We start from the raw sequence: 16,235 nt of genomic DNA on the forward strand, positions 1-16,235 counted from the left end.
TTAACTACTTTTTAATTATCTCTAACTACAGTGATGAAACCTTTAAACACTTGTCTGCCTGTTCCAAAATCAATGATGTAATAATAAGTACCTTCTGACAATGCGGTACCGTTATATGTTCCATCCCAGCTATTGTCATAGCTTTTCTTAGCAAACACCAAACGTCCGGCCTTGTCAAACACTTTCACTTCATTATTTGGATAGAAATCGATGTTGTCAATGATCCACTTGTCATTATAACCATCACCATTCGGGGTCAGGATATTGGTCGCTTTAATCTTGGCCAAATCATCCAGTACAGTAATGGTAAAGCTTTTCGTTTCGCTGCAACCACTCGCATTGGTACCTGTAACGGTATAAGTAGTGGTTTGTCTTGGCCTAACCTGTAAGGTTGCAGCATTCACCGCACCAATTACGCTATTGTCTGTCGCCCATGCATAAGTAGCAGCACCGGTAGCGGTTAAGAACACCGTTTCACCTTTACTGATCTCTATGCCTTTATCACTGTTGATGCTCAATACAGGCAATGCATTCACCGTAATCACAAAAGTACGGCTGTAAGTATCTACACCGCCATTTGCTGTACCGCCATTGTCTTTAACCGTTACGGTAACTGTAGCAGTTCCTGCAGCACCGGTTTTGGCCTGATAAACCAGGGTTCCTGTTGCACCGGTACCCGATACTGTTAAACGGTCAAACAAGTTTGCATTGCTGCTGCTTACCGATAAAGTAGTCGTTTGCGAGGTCTCAGGACCAGCACTGATACCTGTCAGCGCCACGTTTTGATTGCTGCGGGTATAGCAAATGGTTTGATTGGCAATTGCCGCCAGTGTCGGAATCTCATTTACATCCGTCAGATTGATGGTAATCACTTTATCCAGTGAGAATCCGTATTGTGTAGTGCTTCTCACGCGGATGCTATAGCTTGCTTTAGTTTCGTAATCTAAAACTGCAGCAGAATTAACAGCCGTTCCTGAAATCGCAAATGAAGCATTGTCAGTATCTCCCGTTCCGGCAACCAGGGTATAAGTAAAGGTTGCTGCAGGATCGTCAGAGGTGCTGCTCAATGTACCAGCGTTTGTTCCGATCGGGCTGTTTTCAAACAAAGTTACAGCCGCCAGGTTCACACTGGTTGGTGCTCCAGGTTTAATTTTCAGTATACCATCCACATAGCTGATGGTGTAATTTGCTGCCGCAGCTCCAGTCGCTTTAATCGGATAATCGCCAATCGGACTGCTTGTCAATGCGGTAGTTGTAATGGTTGGTAATGTAGTTAATACAGCGGCACCTTCAGCATTCACAAATCCAGAATAGCTAACCGTTAATGCCGGGTTAACCGTACCTGCAAATTTCTCTTTGTTATCTGCGGTGATGACCAGCGCTTTTCTGTTTACAGTTAACACACTGTTGGTATAACTGATGACATAATTGCTAAGCCCGTTACCGGTCGCTGCCGAAACAACAATTGGATAAGTAGAGCCTGCAACTGTTGCAGTTGCCGCAGCACCTGTACTGGTTAGCGTAACGCCTGTAACGGTATTGCCATTGATCAGGCCTGTAGCTGTAAACTCAGTACCCGCAAAGACCACAGCATCACCATAAGTTTTGGTTCTTGCCGTAGCAGCAATGCTCAGGGCTTTTTGAGTCACGGTTAACACACCATTTGGATTGCTGAGTGAATAGTTAGCCAGTTTACCATCAGGATCTGCAAGCGTAGCTACAATTGGATAAGTAGTTCCGGTAACTGCGGTTGCTACTGCTCCTGTACTGTTACGGGTCAGCGTAATGTTGTCGCTGTTGACAATACCTGTGATGCTACCTGTAAAGTCGGCATTGGTCAGCACGTCACCATAAACTTTAGCGCGGTTGTTGTTGACAACAGCCAGGGCTTTAGGTGTTACAGTTAAAGCACCATTTACATAAGTAACAGCATAGTTGGCCAGACCAGTACCAGTAGCTGCTGATGGAACGATTGGATAAGTCGAACCTGCAACCGTAGCTGTTGCCGCAGCACCCGTACTGTTTAAAGTAACGCCGGTAACCGTATTGCCGTTGATCAAACCGGTCGCTGTAAATTCAGTACCGGCAAAAGTCACTGCATCACCATAAGTTTTGGTTCTTGCAGCAGCAGTAACCGTCAGTGTTTTCTGAGTAACGGTCAAAACCCCATTTGGGTTACTTACCGTATAATTACCCAGTTTACCATCAGGATCGGCAAGCGTAGCTACAATCGGATACGTTGCACCCACAGCTGCAGTTGCCACAGCTCCTGTACTGTTACGGGTCAGGGTAATGTTATCACCATTTTGGATTCCTGTAATGCTTCCCGCGAAGTCAGCATTGGTCAATACGTCGCCATAAACTTTCGAGCGGTCGGTATTCACTACAATCAGGGCTCTAGGCGTTACCGTTAAAGCGCCATTAACATAAGTAATGTTATAATTGTTCAAACCGGTACCCGCAGCAGCCGAGGCTACGATCGGATAAGTTGAACCAGCAACTGTGGCTGTTGCCACAGCACCCGTACTCGTTAAGGTAACTCCGGTAATGGTATTGCCATTGATCAAACCGGTCGATGTAAATTCAGTACCTGCAAAAGTTACCCCATCGCCGTAAGTTTTGGTTCTGGCAGCAGCAGTAATGGTCAGTGTTTTCTGAGTCACGGTCAATACACCATTTGGATTGCTCAGCGTATAATTGCCCAGCTTACCATCAGGATCGGCAAGCGTAGCCACAATCGGGTAAGTAGAGCCTATAGCTGCAGTAGCTACCGCTCCTGTACTGTTACGGGTCAGGGTAATGTTGTCGCTGTTGACAATACCGGTGATGCTACCTGTAAAGTCGGTATTGGTCAGTACATCGCCATAAACTTTGGAGCGGTTGTTATTCACCACAGCCAGTGCTTTAGGTGTTACGGTTAAAGCACCATCCACATAAGTAATGTTATAATTAGTCAAACCAGTACCCGCAGCAGCCGAGGCCACGATCGGATAAGTTGAACCTGCAACTGTTGCTGTGGCAGCAGCACCTGTACTACTTAAAGTAACACCGGTAACCGTATTGCCATTAATTAAACCGGTCGCTGTAAATTCAGTACCGGCAAAAGTTACTGCATCACCATACGTTTTGGTTCTTGCAGCAGCGGTAATAGTCAATGTTTTCTGAGTTACGGTCAAAACCCCATTTGGGTTACTTACCGTATAATTACCCAGTTTACCATCAGGATCCGCAAGCGTAGCCACAATCGGATACGTTGCGCCTGCAACTGCAGTTGCTACCGCTCCTGTACTGTTACGGGTCAGGGTAATGTTATCACCATTTTGAGTTCCGGTGATGCTTCCTGCGAAGTCAGCATTGCTTAACACATCGCCATAAACTTTTGAGCGGTCGGTATTCACTACAACCAGGGCTCTAGGCGTTACCGTTAAAGCGCCATCGACATAAGTGATGGTGTAGTTGTTCAACCCAGTACCCGCAGCAGCCGAGGCTACAATTGGATAAGTTGAACCTGCAACCGTAGCTGTTGCCGCAGCACCTGTACTGCTTAAAGTAACACCAGTAACGGTATTGCCATTGATCAAACCGGTCGCTGTAAATTCAGTACCTGCAAAAGTTACGGCATCGCCATAAATTTTGGTTCTTGCAGCAGCGGTAATGGTCAGTGTTTTTTGAGTCACGGTCAATACCCCATCTGGGTTACTTACCGTATAATTACCCAGTTTACCATCAGGATCCACAAGCGTAGCCACAATCGGATACGGTGTGCCTGCAACTGCCGTTGCTGCTGCCCCTGTACTGTTACGGCTTAAGGTAATGTTGTCGCTATTTTGAATTCCGGTGATGCTACCTGTAAAGTCGGCATTGGTCAGTACATCGCCATAAGCTTTGGAACGGTTGTTATTCACCACAACCAGGGCTCTAGGCGTTACTGTTAAAGCACCATCAACATAAGTAATGTTATAATTGTTCAAACCAGTACCCGCAGCGGCCGAGGCCACAATCGGATAAGTTGAACCTGCAACTGTCGCTGTTGCAGCTGCACCTGTACTGCTTAAAGTTACTCCGGTAATGGTATTGCCATTGATCAAACCGGATGCTGTAAATTCAGTACCTGCAAAAGTTACGGCATCGCCATAAGTTTTGGTTCTGGCAGCAGCGGTAATGGTCAGTGTTTTCTGAGTAACGGTCAAAACTCCATTTGGGTTACTTACCGTATAGTTACCCAGTTTACCATCAGGATCCGCAAGCGTAGCCACAATCGGGTAAGTTGAACCTATAGCAGCAGTAGCTACCGCTCCCGTACTGTTACGGGTCAGGGTAATGTTGTCGCTGTTGACAATACCGGTGATGCTGCCTGTAAAGTCGGTGTTGGTCAATACATCACCATAAACTTTGGAGCGGTCGGTATTGACCACAACCAGGGCTTTAGGCGTTACTGTTAAAGCACCATCAGCATAAGTAATCGCATAGTTTGTCAGACCAGTACCAACAGCCGCCGAAGCCACAATCGGATAAGTCGAACCGGCAACTGTAGCTGTTGCAGCTGCGCCTGTACTGCTTAAAGTAACACCAGTAACGGTATTGCCATTGATCAAGCCAGTCGCTGTAAATTCAGTACCGTCAAAAGTCACTGCATCGCCATAAGTTTTGGTTCTTGCAGCAGCCGTAATGGTCAGTGTTTTCTGAGTTACGGTCAACACCCCATTAGGGTTACTTACCGTATAATTACCCAGTTTACCATCAGGATCCGCAAGCGTAGCTACAATCGGATAAGTTGCGCCTGCAACTGCAGTAGCTACTGCGCCTGTACTGTTACGGCTCAATGTAATGTTATCACCATTTTGAATTCCGGTGATGCTTCCTGTAAAGTCAGTATTGGTCAGTACATCGCCATAAGCTTTAGAGCGGTCGGTATTCACTACAACCAGGGCTCTAGGTGTTACAGTTAACGCGCCATCTGCATAAGTAATTGCGTAATTACTCAAACCAGTACCAACCGCTGCCGAGGCTACGATCGGATAAGTCGAACCGGCAACAGTAGCCGTTGCAGCTGCACCTGTACTGTTTAAAGTAACACCAGTAATGGTATTGCCATTGATTAAACCAGGAGCTGTAAATTCAGTACCTGCAAAAGTCACTGCGTCACCGTAAGTCTTGGTTCTGGCAGAAGCAGTAACCGTAATTGGTTTTGTCGCAATGGTTAAAACCTGCTGAACTTGTGGAGCAGCGTCATAATTGGCATTTCCAGCCTGGTTTGCAGAAATCGTAACTGTACCTTTTGCAACGATGTGTACTTTCCCGGAAACAATGGTTGCCACTAATGGATCGCTGCTGCTGTAAGTTACAGGTAATGTACTGCTACTTGTCGCCCCCGGATCAATATCTGCATCGCCATATACAGCCGGACTAAAAGCCGACAAGGTGATGGTCTGTGATGCTTTTGCAACTGTACCCAGGTAAGGTACATAGGTTATCGTATAATTATTTGCTAAAAATCCGTTTGCACCAACTGCCAATGAAGGTGTAACTACGTAGGCACTTCCTGCCGGTGTGCTTGCAGTCTGACCAGCAACATCAGGGGTTAAAGTTACGCTTGCGATCGTTTCTCCATTTTGCAATGTGCTTGTGCTAAAATTAGAGGTACTCGAACCCGCACTTAATGCTTCACCAAAATGTTTAACAGGCCCTGTCGCGGTTATTGTTAAAAGCGCTGGGCTCACGACAATGTTGCCAGCAGTATAAGTAATCGAATAGTTGGCCGCATTAAAAGTTCCCCCGGTTGCCGCACTGGCAGTTACCGATCCAACATAATTATCGGCACCAGCTGTTGCAGCAGCGCCTGCTCCATAGCTGATGGACACACTTCCAATCGTTTCCGAATTTTGCAAACCGGTAGGACTAAATGTTGTAGCCCCTGTTACAGTGGTCAGACTTTGTCCGTAAGTTTTCGTAGCATTATTAGCTGCTATCGTAAGCGTTGCCTGGTTTACCGTTAAATCGCCAGCCACATAGGTGATGGCATAATTACTGGCCAGAAATCCATTAGCTCCTGTCAAAGCTGAAGGAACGATTACTCCGGCATAAGTGTTTACAGCCGAAGTGGCTACAGCACCATTGGTATAAGCCAGTGTTACCGTATTTAATGTATTTCCATTTTTCAGACTTCCGCTGGAAAGCGTGAAAGCGGCTGAGCCGGCCGCGCCAGTCAATACCTGGCCATAAGTTTTGCTTGCAGCATTAGCTGTAATGGTTAATGGTGCAGGACTGATTACATTTGCGCCACTGGTAGTGGTTGATACGTTTACAGTTGCCGCTCCGGTACTGCTCAGCTGAACATTTCCAGGATAAGTACCTGCAGCAGCAGTGCTGCTTAACCGTACATACACAGGCGTTGAAGGTAAAGTACCTGCTGCACCTACCGTTACAGTTGGCGTAAAAGTGGTATTGTCGGTACTCACCTCAAAACCAGTCGGCGGCGTAACCAATACACCTGCTGTTAAATTAGATCCGGAAACTGAAATTTGCTGAGATGAAGAACTCGTTCCAAAAGTAGTAGACATCGTGCCCAGTGTTCCTGTGGCACTAATGGAAGAATTGCTAACCGTCAATGTCGCACTATTGGATGTCTTAGGCGGGGCACATGCCCCTGTTGCCACAATGCGATAAAGATAACCGTTCATGCTCAGTACCGCATTGGTTATGGTTAATGTAGTTGTTGTAGCCCCGGAATAAGGAGCAGCATTTGCAACATTACTAAACCCTGACCCCGTATTTACCTGCCATTGATAGCTTGTCGCATTAGCGGCCACGGCTGTTATGGTGGTATTATTTCCAGTTAAAACTGTTGTATTAGCGGGTTCAGTGGTAATGGTAGGTGTAGGATTGATCGTCAGCGTAGCTGCATTTGAAGTAGCCGCGGCAAATGCCGGAACTCCGGTAGCAAGACATCTATACTTATAGTTATCCATACCTGTTGTCGCTCCCGTAATCAGTAAGGTAGCTGTTGTCGCATTACTATATACGCCTCCATTTGTAATATTGGTAAAACCACTTCCGGTATCGACCTGCCATTGATAGGTATAGGCATTGGTGGTCGTTATTGAAAAGCTGGTACTACCTGCCGGACAGATTGCGCTGTTCACAGGCTGTGCCGTAATTGAAGGTGCAAGAGCACCCGACCATTTTAACGCGTCAAGTGCTAAATAATTAAAATTTCCTGTGGTAGAAATGGTGATGGCATCAACATTTTTCACTGAATTATCTGCACCACCGAAAGTAGACAGATCGATCGATGTAAAACCGTTATTTGTTACTGCAGATGTATTGTTAAAACCAGCAGTTGAAGTCGCTGTAAATTGTGTAACACCATTGTAAGAACCTGTAACGGTCAGTACGCCGGTCACATTTACATCATTCACAATGTCTGACAGGTATATCCAAAAACTATTGACCCTAAAAGCAGTGGCACTGCTTATTTTGAAACTTGTGGGTAAAGTAGTGGCAGATCCATCATTATCGATGTATCGATCATCTGGTCCGGTTCCGTTCCAACCGGTCCCCGGATAGCTTCCGTCGACCTTAAAAACGCCACCAGTCACGCTGGTGATGGTAAAGGCCTGGCCATTACTGGTGAAAGTAGAGCTACCTGCTGTAGCACTTTCAAATGCTTCTACAAACTGTGCATTGACCATGAAAGGCATGCAGAGGGTTAGAAACAATACGAGTAGTTTTATTTTCATATGCCGCTTATTTAGTATTTTTTGATATCATTTATTCTATATATTGTGTTTCTTATATTCATGCTAAAATGACTGTTTCAAAACTTAGTGCCATTGCCAACCTTATTCTTCAATCACACACCGCAGATGAAGAGGCACATGCCGTCAAATTACTCTCAGATTTCTATTTAACTTTCCTGGCAAAGCGTACTCCCCATCCTTCTGATCAGATAGAGTTGCCACTCCAGGGCGGAATTGCGCTTTCATTTGATCACGCGGCCGATTGCCTTCAGGATCGCCTGAGGACTGCCCGTTTCATAAAGGGCGTATACCAGGCCATCCAGGAATTGATGCTTCGCTTTCCTGATCAAAAAATAAATGTCCTGTACGCGGGTTGTGGCCCATTTGCCACCATCCTGCTCCCTGTTTTACCGCTGTTTAAGGCTGATCAATTACAGGTTACTTTAATTGACATTCATTTCGAATCCGTTAAATTCGTCAAAGAACTTTTTCTCACACTAAATCTTTCATCTTTTGCAGAAAGCATCGCTGTCCAGGATGCAATCTCTTATCGTCATTCATCTCCTGATCTTCATATGGTCATCACTGAGACCATGTTCCATGCGCTTCTTACCGAGCCTCAGGTCGCAATTACGACAAACCTGGCTCCTCAACTGGCAGAAGGCGGGATCTTCATCCCTGAAGAAGTGTCTGTTGAGGTGCAGCTCACTTCTTTTGCTCGGGAACCTTTTCTGACTACAGCTTCGGTTCCACTTGTTTCGGCAGATTATAAACGTTCAGCATTCGCGATGCTATTTTCTTTAAATAAAGACCTGGGTCAATCTTCATTTTTTATAAACCAGGCATTTCACAGTCCCTGGTTTAAAATCCCAGCCTTAAAAAAATCCGAACCCGACATCTGCATTTTTACCCGGGTCAAAATTTTCAAAACGCTGGAGTTGGGATTGGCAGAATCTCTCATTACCAATCCATATTGCCTGGTTTCCATGCTAAATTTACATCCGGGCGCTTTCATCAGGTTTATTTATAATTTCAGTGATATACCTTCCTGGTCCTATCAGTTGAAGTAATTAATTCCTCGACGGAAAAATACCATACATACAAATGATGTGGTTCAAGGCAAGATATGGCTGCATGTTATTGTGCGCAGCATTCCCTCCCGCAGCAGCCAAAGTCAGCGGAGTAGGACTCACCTTAACCGAGTCCGAATGCAATGGGACATTGGGTGTGGCATTATTGAAACCAAGTGTTTTTGCCAAACCGCCGGTAGCCGTATAGCCCGGACTGGAAATTACCGAACCTGCCGTAGCTACAGCTAAAGTGGAATCAGCGGAACTGACCATTAAACTCGCAGATCCGGATACCGTGCCAACATGGGTGTGTGCTGCCATTTCAGCTAAGCTTAGTGTATGCACCTCTGCTCCGGAAGCTTGCCCAAGCACAAAATCACTACCACCAGGCAATTGTCCTACACCCAAAGCTACCCGGCCTCTGAAATCGGGCAGCATAAAAGTAGTTGTACCATTTCCACCATATGTGGTGCCCAGAATTGAAAATAATGCGGTATTATTTCGGATTTGGATTATCTGACCCTGGCAAAAAGCCCAGTCTCTGGGTGCATAATTGGCAGCAAATATTCTTATTTCTCCTATAGTTCCTTCCATGTCGATGAGATTTTAATTAATTTCTGGATGGAAAAATACCTTCCAGACAAATGATAAAATTGACAGCCAGGTAGGGCTGCATGTTGTTGTGCGGGGCTGAACTACCTGCGACTGAATTGTTCACGGTAACTGAACTCAGATCAACCGTTCCCGGATTTAATGCCACAGCCGGAGTCGAGGTATTAAACCCCAGATTCGGAACAAAAGAACCTGAAGCCATATAGCCTGCAGATGCAATTGATAAAGCATTAGCAGGGGTATGGGTAATGGCCTGCGCACTATTAACCGACACTGCAATTGCAGGATTTATTGGTGTGGTTGTATTCGCATGCGTGTGAGGAGGTAAATTTGACTGAGTCAGGCTTACATTTTCACTACCGGCGACAACACCCAATGCAACCGGCGATAGCCCCCCACCTTGTCCGGTGCCCACAGCAACCCGGCCACTAAAATTCGGCAGACCAAATGTGTTTACACCATCTCCGCCATAAGTGGTGCCCATAATGGCGTATACAGCTTCATAATTTGTGATAGGCATCAGCTGACCCTGGCATAAGGCCCAGCCACGTGGTGCAAAATTACCAGCAAAATATCTGATTTCTCCTATAGTTCCCTCCATATTGATGAGTTTTATTTAGTTTCTTGATGGATATATTCCGTACAAACAGATGATAAAATGCATACCCACATAAGGCTGCATGTTACTATGTGCTGCATTTCCCCCGGTCGGATTGTTTGTCACAGTCAGTTGTCCGGTATTTAATGAGCTGCTTCCCAAAGCCACATTGGGCTGGGCATTGTTAAAGCCTAACAAGGGGGTAGATGACCTCCCCGTCGCTTTAACGGGACTTGCTATTGTTGATCCGGCAACTGGAGCGGTTAAACTGGCCTCGGCAGAACTTACAGACAATTTGCCTGAGCCCGACAAATTACTGGTGTGCGTATGTAGTGGAATTTCATTTATCCCAAGTGTCACCGTTTCTGATCCCCCGATTTCACCAAGAACCCGAGTGCTTACACCAGGACCACTAGCCCCCGCGCCTATAGCAACCCTGCTACTCAGGTTGGGCAGTGCAAAAGTTTGTATACCATTTCCTCCATAGGTCGTCCCCAAAAGGGAAAAAAGTGCCTGGTTTGTAGAGATCGCCAATATTTGCCCGCGGCAAAAGCTCCAGTTTTTTGGAGCAAAGTCCCCTGCAAACATGCGGATTTCCGATATAGTTCCTTCCATAGTTCTTTATTTTAAATTAATTGTTCACCTATTCCAACACCCATACTAAAAAGCTTTGCACCAGACAAATAACCTTCCTGCATATGGACAACATTTATTTTTAAAAATTCCTGGTTCCTGCATGCAATCACCAGTCCGTACAATGCATCAGCATGAACCACAGCACCAGGTAACTGTTCAGGGATGGGCGGCATGTCTACAGGACTCACCTCCAGTATTCTGATTTCCCGCTTTCTCAAAGATGTGGATGCCCCACCATACTTTTGATTGCAGGCATTGACCAGGTATTCAATTTCACTGGCCGACTGTTTTTCCCAGTCTATTTTAAAGTGCGTAGTATTGGGTTTCTGATAAAATAAACCCTCATGATCCTGCTGCGTACTTTCCCTAAGCTCGTCCCGATCCATCTGGTCCAGCAAAAGCTTAAGTTCTTCAACAGCCTCATTACCTATACGTCCAGCATGCATGGTGTAAGTTTCTCCCTGAAAAATCAGCATCTCTTTCTGCCAGACAATCGGTCCGGCATCAATTTCAGCAGTCATTTTATGAATAAACAAACCACCTTTATTTTCCCTGTTCCTGATTTGCCAGAAAATAGGATCTGCCCCCTTGTACTTTGGCAATACCCCAAAATGAAAATTGAAAAAACCTTTTAGCGGGATGCTCAATATAGCCGCAGGTATTTTCCAGGGAAATGCAAAAACAAATACAGCATCTATGCGTCCGCCGTTCAGCTGATGCAACCAGTTTTCCATGCTTTCCTGCCAGGAACCAGCAGGAAAAAGTGCCACTTCATCAGGCATTACACCAATGATCTGCAGTGCATTCAGCATAACAGCCTTGCTTTTTTCAGGAATACCTATCCCCGCAAGGAGATTCCGCTCTTTCAGAAACTGAACAGAGGGCATAGCCAAAGTATCCGAATTGCAAACCACTGCTATTTTCATATCCACTGTACCATATTATATACCTAAATAAGGATTTTCCCAACCTGAAGAAAGCTCCTGGAGCGAATCGCTTAAAGCTTGATCGTCGATGGCCACAGTTTCCAGCCTGCGGATCACCGCTCTTCTCATGTGCTTTCTATTTCCGGTGTGGGTATTTTTCACCAGGTAAACCTGGTTGTCCTCGCCCGGTTTTTGTGAGTTGATGTGCAGAACGCCACGTTCAGAATCCACTTTCACCTGGTTCAGCGCCTCAACCCAATCTCCATCTTTTACTATTTTTAAAGCATCGGCGAGTATCATTCCCGTCTCTTTACCCAATTGATAAAAAGTCTGATCCTGAAAAACCTCCCCGCTTTCTCCATTAGAAAGCAGCGCAGTACTGCTCAATGCCGTATAGATTTCCAGCTCATGATCCTTAGCATCAAAATTCTGAAGCAGAAAAGGCAAGGCCAGGAGCGGAATATTTTTAGCATCAGCATTTGTATAGGCTTCCTGGAAAGCCGTAGCTTCTTCTCCGCAAAACGCACTAAAAATAAAATCCGGCTGAAACAATTCAACATGCTCAAATACAGTTTTGGGATCAGCAGTTTTTGCGCCCGGTGTAATTTGTGCAATGGAAAAAGACAGGTTGCTTTCCGCACTCGCCGCCTGCATACCCAGCCTCAGCATATTGTTAAAGGAATACCCCGCGTCATATACACTGCCCACAAACATCCCTTTATTTCCAAATGTCTTAACCGCCCAGTAACCAAGCGACCAGATCTGCTGCCAGGTATGGGTAGAATTGATAAAAATATAAGGGTTAAACCATTCCGGATTGGGTGTATGTTCCCCAATATTATTCATGATGAATGGCTTTTTATAGCGTTCAAATTTAGGTGCTACCGCCATGCCGGTCATATTCGAAACTATCCCCGTAACTACATCTGCATGGTAATAAGAAAAGAGCTTATCGATGGATTCTTCCACCCTCAATCTGCTGCCCTGACCGATAAATTCTGGAATGAACTCCACTTCCCAGCAGTCCTGATCAACCTGGTCTTTTAATGCCTGCTTCAATCCCTGTTCAAAATCTCTGGACATCGGAACAATGGTAGATACAGGCAACAATAAACCGATGGTTAATTTATTCATGATAAGCGCTATTTTACTCGTTAATTTTATCTTCATAAGAACAGCAAATTACCAGATTGTAATTCGCCTCCCGATAAAGACATTGTAAATCACTTACGTAGTTTACAATACGATTATAAATGTAATGAAACATTATACCTAATTCCAAATATTTTTTCATTAAAAACATATAAACCCTGTTTTTTTTTATTTTTTTTTCAATTAAAATATAATATTCATAAAATTTGTTCGTTAACGAACTTTTCTTTATTATTACTTCATTAAATTATTTTTTATGACCCAGGCCAGACGATCTTTTCTAAGAAAATCAAGTATCCTAACCAGTGCAGCTTTGTTTAGCAGTCATTTGGACGCATTAGCTGGTATTACTAAAAAAATCAATACGCTCAACAGCGAGCGCATGACCATCTTTCATACCAACGATCTGAATGGTACGATTGAAAGCAATACCAATAGCTTAGGCGGAATTAAAAACATTGCTGAATTGATTAAAATGCAGCAGGTATCTGGTTTAACTGTAGATGCAGGGAATTTCCTGGCACAGGATGGATCCCAGAACCTCCAGGAAAGGACCATATATTTAATGAATAAAATCGGCTATCACGCCGTAACACCAGGTGCAAATGAACTGGCGATGGGCCAGGAAGCTTTTGCGAAAATGGTTTCGCAAATGGATTTCCCCCTGGTTAATTGCAATTATACCTTCAGCCATACCGGATTATCTTCCAGCGTAAAACCTTATATCGTACTTAAAAATAAAAATTTAAAGATTGGCATAACCGGCGTGGGTCGTTCCTTAGCTATACCCGGTATTGACTTTGAAAATCCTTACCAGGCAGCCAACCGCACCGCCAATCACCTTAAAAACAACCTGAACTGTGATTTTGTGATCTGTTTATCTCATTTGGGATTTGAAACAGATGGATATAGCAATAAAGGACTGGCAGAAGCATCTGAACAAATTGATTTTATCGCTGGCGGCCACAACAACAAAGTGTTGAGCGGGGCGATGATCTTAAGAAACAAAAACAAACATGATGTTGCGTTAAGTCAGACTGGTCAGCATGGCATGATTTTAGGCAAAACAACCTTTGGTTTTGATGCAGCTAACCGTAAAAATGATTTCCATCACAAATACCTTATTCCAGGTTTAACCCATAGGGAGCAAGCTACAGATGCACATTTAGTACTCGGAAAATTAGCCGCAGCCCAAAAGCGCAACAGCTAAGTAAAAACAGATAGCAGGTGTTTACAATTTTGAAAAGCTAAGGTATTGTACAAACCTTGGCAGTACAGAATGGTTTGCACTTGCCGCATGCGGAAGGGTATTGCGCCAGACAATGATATCCCCCTTTTTTCCCGGAACAGGCACAGCTTTCATCTGATTTCGCATCGCATTGTGCGCCTCATCCAATGTGGAGTAAGGCCTGATCCATTTGTCAAATTCCAGATGCACACCCGGCACCAGCGTTAATGGCCCACGGTCTGCAGGAACATCATCCAGGTAAATCAAGCCTTGTATATAATAGCCCAGAGGCTTGCTGATGTCTATATCCCAATGAAGTGCTCCGCTGCTAAATTTCCAGTTTTCGGTAACCGGCGGATTAAAGCTAACCTTTTCGGTATTGGCAATGATATCCCGGCTGCCATAAAGCTCAGAAAATAACTGATAAACATGCGGATGTTTCCTGATGGCTTCCAGGCTCGCATCCTGATAAACCTGCAGCATCAGCCCATGCCAGTCCGCATGAGACCTGTACCAGGTATCCGGATCTGACAAACTAACGTCCATATGTTTACAGATCATCGCTTTCACATCCTCACAAAGTGACGGCTCAATGAGGCCACTGACCTTCAAGTATCCGTGTTCCTCCCAGAATTGCAATTGTTCCTGATGAAGCACCTTCTGCTCAGGCCTAATTTCCGGACGCTCCTCCCGGTTTAACCATTCCTTAAACTGATCTCCGGCTTGTGCTAAAAAATCAAGCCCCTTAAGCTCAGCCAGCCAGGTATTGAAATGCTCAAAATTTTCGCATTCCGCATACAGGAAAAAATAGGTCTCGTACTTCCCCAACCCGTAAGTACATAGGAAAATATCCTCAAGCACATCAAAATTCGGATACCGGGGCGTAAGTTCCCGACGTTTTTTAGCCTGATGGATCTCGTAAAAAACCTGTAGAAAAGCGTTTGATTTCATTTGCGGGGGTAAATCTTTTTTAAAAACCGAATATTGATTTAAATCTAACTATATTTAGTTTATAAACCTTTACAATTAAATTTGAATTGCAAGCTACATCAATCCCCAAAGAAAAGGAAAGGCTAATTGAGCTTTTGGTTAATTTTTTAGAAGAAATCGGATTAAGCATCACCTGTGCTACTGAAGAAGAGCCCGGATTTCTACCCGGGATACACATTAAAAATGGTGGATTGAGTATTGATCCTGAACAAGTATTGTATCCAGGTGACATTTTACATGAGGCCGGACACCTGGCCGCGGTCCCTCCTCAGATCAGAGCTGAGTTAAACGGCAAATTGCCGGATATCGATATGCACCGTGGCGCGGAGTTGATGACCCTGGCCTGGAGTTATGCTGCAGCCCTGTATTTAAAAATCCCCCCGACTGTTGTTTTTCATGAACAGGGCTATAAAGGTGGCAGCCAAAATCTGATTGATAATTTTGAAAATGGCCGGGCTATCGGGCTGCCCATGTTGCAGTATTGTGAAATGGCCTATGACGAAAAAAACGCCCAACGTCTGGGTGTCCAGCCTTTTCCTCACATGGTAAACTGGCTTCGTTTAAAATAGCTCTCGACTTAATATCAACGCTTTAAACCTGCCCGCTCTTCATTTTGGCAATCAGCGCCCTGGCCACATCATTGTCCATTCTTTCCAGTTCCTCAATAACCAGCTTCCGGGTTACTTCAGCCTGTGCTTTTTCGATCGGATCTGCCTCAAACTGATAACCATTCTGACCAAAAAAATCATCTGTCCATTCATTCCTGAGGCAGTCCATAATTAAATGCACCCTGTTGCAGTCCCCATTATTTTCAATATGATGCGTCTTACCGAAATCCATATACCAGCAAGATCCTTCTTCCAGAAACAATTCTATGCCATCAACGGTAAATTTCACCGCTTTATTTGTCATGATCGGGATGTGAATCCTAAAGCTTCCATCCTGATAAGAACACCCCATGTCTTTATGCGGCTTGATGAAGCTACCCGGAGAAAGCGCCAGTAAACGCACCGATTCTTTTTTACACTTCCAGGAATCGACAATCGATTTGATGTAATCCAGCTCAGCCATCAAAGGGGTATCCACATAAGTAATATCTCCGGAATGCGCAAAAATATCCTCCGTGCGGCCACTTGCCGAGCGCAGGGAAATACTTCTCCAATCGCCCTCAAAGTCAAAATTATTAAAATGCAACGGCCATTTTTTATTCAGGCTATGGTTCAGTTCCTGCTGAAGTTGCTGCACATCATAAGTCAGCGCAAATTTTAAATGTGATGAAGCCAT

11 protein-coding genes are annotated in these 16,235 nt (G+C 44.7%); 3 read left to right on the plus strand and 8 right to left on the minus strand.

Annotated elements, in window-relative coordinates; translation table 11 throughout:
• Nucleotides 1–11: 11 nt before the first annotated feature.
• The gene (locus IM797_RS20765; protein WP_194129112.1) at nt 12–7,739 is read right to left on the minus strand and encodes an MBG domain-containing protein; all 7,728 of its coding nucleotides are present in this window, start codon (nt 7,737–7,739) and stop codon (nt 12–14) included.
• Between the two features lie 68 nt (nt 7,740–7,807).
• Between IM797_RS20765 and IM797_RS20770 the strand changes: the two genes are divergently transcribed.
• Complete coding sequence (locus IM797_RS20770) at nt 7,808–8,809, plus strand: hypothetical protein (protein ID WP_194129113.1); 1,002 nt, start codon at nt 7,808–7,810, stop codon at nt 8,807–8,809.
• Here the strand turns inward: IM797_RS20770 and IM797_RS20775 are convergent, their stop codons facing one another.
• From IM797_RS20775 to IM797_RS20795, 5 genes are read right to left on the minus strand one after another with little or no spacing between them, the layout of a single operon-like run.
• Nucleotides 8,810–9,403 (minus strand): phage tail protein, encoded by a 594-nt coding sequence (locus IM797_RS20775; RefSeq protein WP_194129114.1) that lies wholly within the window; start codon nt 9,401–9,403, stop codon nt 8,810–8,812.
• Between the two features lie 16 nt (nt 9,404–9,419).
• Nucleotides 9,420–10,022, minus strand: coding sequence for a phage tail protein (locus IM797_RS20780; protein ID WP_194129115.1), 603 nt, complete (start codon nt 10,020–10,022; stop codon nt 9,420–9,422).
• A 15-nt stretch (nt 10,023–10,037) separates the two neighbouring features.
• On the minus strand, nt 10,038–10,634 hold the full coding sequence (locus tag IM797_RS20785) for a phage tail protein (protein WP_194129116.1): 597 nt from the start codon (nt 10,632–10,634) through the stop codon (nt 10,038–10,040).
• An 11-nt stretch (nt 10,635–10,645) separates the two neighbouring features.
• On the minus strand, nt 10,646–11,581 hold the full coding sequence (locus IM797_RS20790) for a formyltransferase family protein (RefSeq protein ID WP_194129117.1): 936 nt from the start codon (nt 11,579–11,581) through the stop codon (nt 10,646–10,648).
• A 15-nt stretch (nt 11,582–11,596) separates the two neighbouring features.
• A complete protein-coding gene (locus tag IM797_RS20795) occupies nt 11,597–12,715 on the minus strand; it encodes an ABC transporter substrate-binding protein (protein WP_194129118.1) in 1,119 nt (372 codons plus the stop codon).
• A gap of 274 nt (nt 12,716–12,989) precedes the next feature.
• Here IM797_RS20795 and IM797_RS20800 point away from each other — a divergent pair, with 274 nt between their 5' ends.
• Nucleotides 12,990–13,943: a hypothetical protein gene (locus IM797_RS20800; RefSeq protein ID WP_194129119.1), complete on the plus strand. Its 954-nt coding sequence runs from the start codon at nt 12,990–12,992 to the stop codon at nt 13,941–13,943.
• 21 nt (nt 13,944–13,964) lie between these two features.
• Here the strand turns inward: IM797_RS20800 and IM797_RS20805 are convergent, their stop codons facing one another.
• Nucleotides 13,965–14,912 (minus strand): phytanoyl-CoA dioxygenase family protein, encoded by a 948-nt coding sequence (locus IM797_RS20805; RefSeq protein WP_194129120.1) that lies wholly within the window; start codon nt 14,910–14,912, stop codon nt 13,965–13,967.
• A gap of 86 nt (nt 14,913–14,998) precedes the next feature.
• On the opposite strand from IM797_RS20805, the gene IM797_RS20810 reads away from it, so the two are divergent.
• On the plus strand, nt 14,999–15,520 hold the full coding sequence (locus tag IM797_RS20810) for a hypothetical protein (RefSeq protein ID WP_194129121.1): 522 nt from the start codon (nt 14,999–15,001) through the stop codon (nt 15,518–15,520).
• Nucleotides 15,521–15,542: 22 nt separating this feature from the next.
• Here the strand turns inward: IM797_RS20810 and IM797_RS20815 are convergent, their stop codons facing one another.
• Nucleotides 15,543–16,235, minus strand: a complete 693-nt coding sequence (locus IM797_RS20815) for an aspartyl/asparaginyl beta-hydroxylase domain-containing protein (RefSeq protein WP_194129122.1) — start codon at nt 16,233–16,235, stop codon at nt 15,543–15,545.

Source organism: Pedobacter sp. MC2016-24 (genome assembly GCF_015223055.1).
GTDB lineage: Bacteria > Bacteroidota > Bacteroidia > Sphingobacteriales > Sphingobacteriaceae > Pedobacter.

Bases quoted from the DNA above. Each gene is read 5' to 3' on its own strand.
- IM797_RS20765 (WP_194129112.1), bottom strand. From the start codon at position 7,739: ATGAAAATAAAACTACTCGTATTGTTTCTAACCCTCTGCATGCCTTTC.
- IM797_RS20770 (WP_194129113.1), top strand. From the start codon at position 7,808: ATGACTGTTTCAAAACTTAGTGCCATTGCCAACCTTATTCTTCAATCA.
- IM797_RS20775 (WP_194129114.1), bottom strand. From the start codon at position 9,403: ATGGAAGGAACTATAGGAGAAATAAGAATATTTGCTGCCAATTATGCA.
- IM797_RS20780 (WP_194129115.1), bottom strand. From the start codon at position 10,022: ATGGAGGGAACTATAGGAGAAATCAGATATTTTGCTGGTAATTTTGCA.
- IM797_RS20785 (WP_194129116.1), bottom strand. From the start codon at position 10,634: ATGGAAGGAACTATATCGGAAATCCGCATGTTTGCAGGGGACTTTGCT.
- IM797_RS20790 (WP_194129117.1), bottom strand. From the start codon at position 11,581: ATGAAAATAGCAGTGGTTTGCAATTCGGATACTTTGGCTATGCCCTCT.
- IM797_RS20795 (WP_194129118.1), bottom strand. From the start codon at position 12,715: ATGAATAAATTAACCATCGGTTTATTGTTGCCTGTATCTACCATTGTT.
- IM797_RS20800 (WP_194129119.1), top strand. From the start codon at position 12,990: ATGACCCAGGCCAGACGATCTTTTCTAAGAAAATCAAGTATCCTAACC.
- IM797_RS20805 (WP_194129120.1), bottom strand. From the start codon at position 14,912: ATGAAATCAAACGCTTTTCTACAGGTTTTTTACGAGATCCATCAGGCT.
- IM797_RS20815 (WP_194129122.1), bottom strand. From the start codon at position 16,235: ATGGCTTCATCACATTTAAAATTTGCGCTGACTTATGATGTGCAGCAA.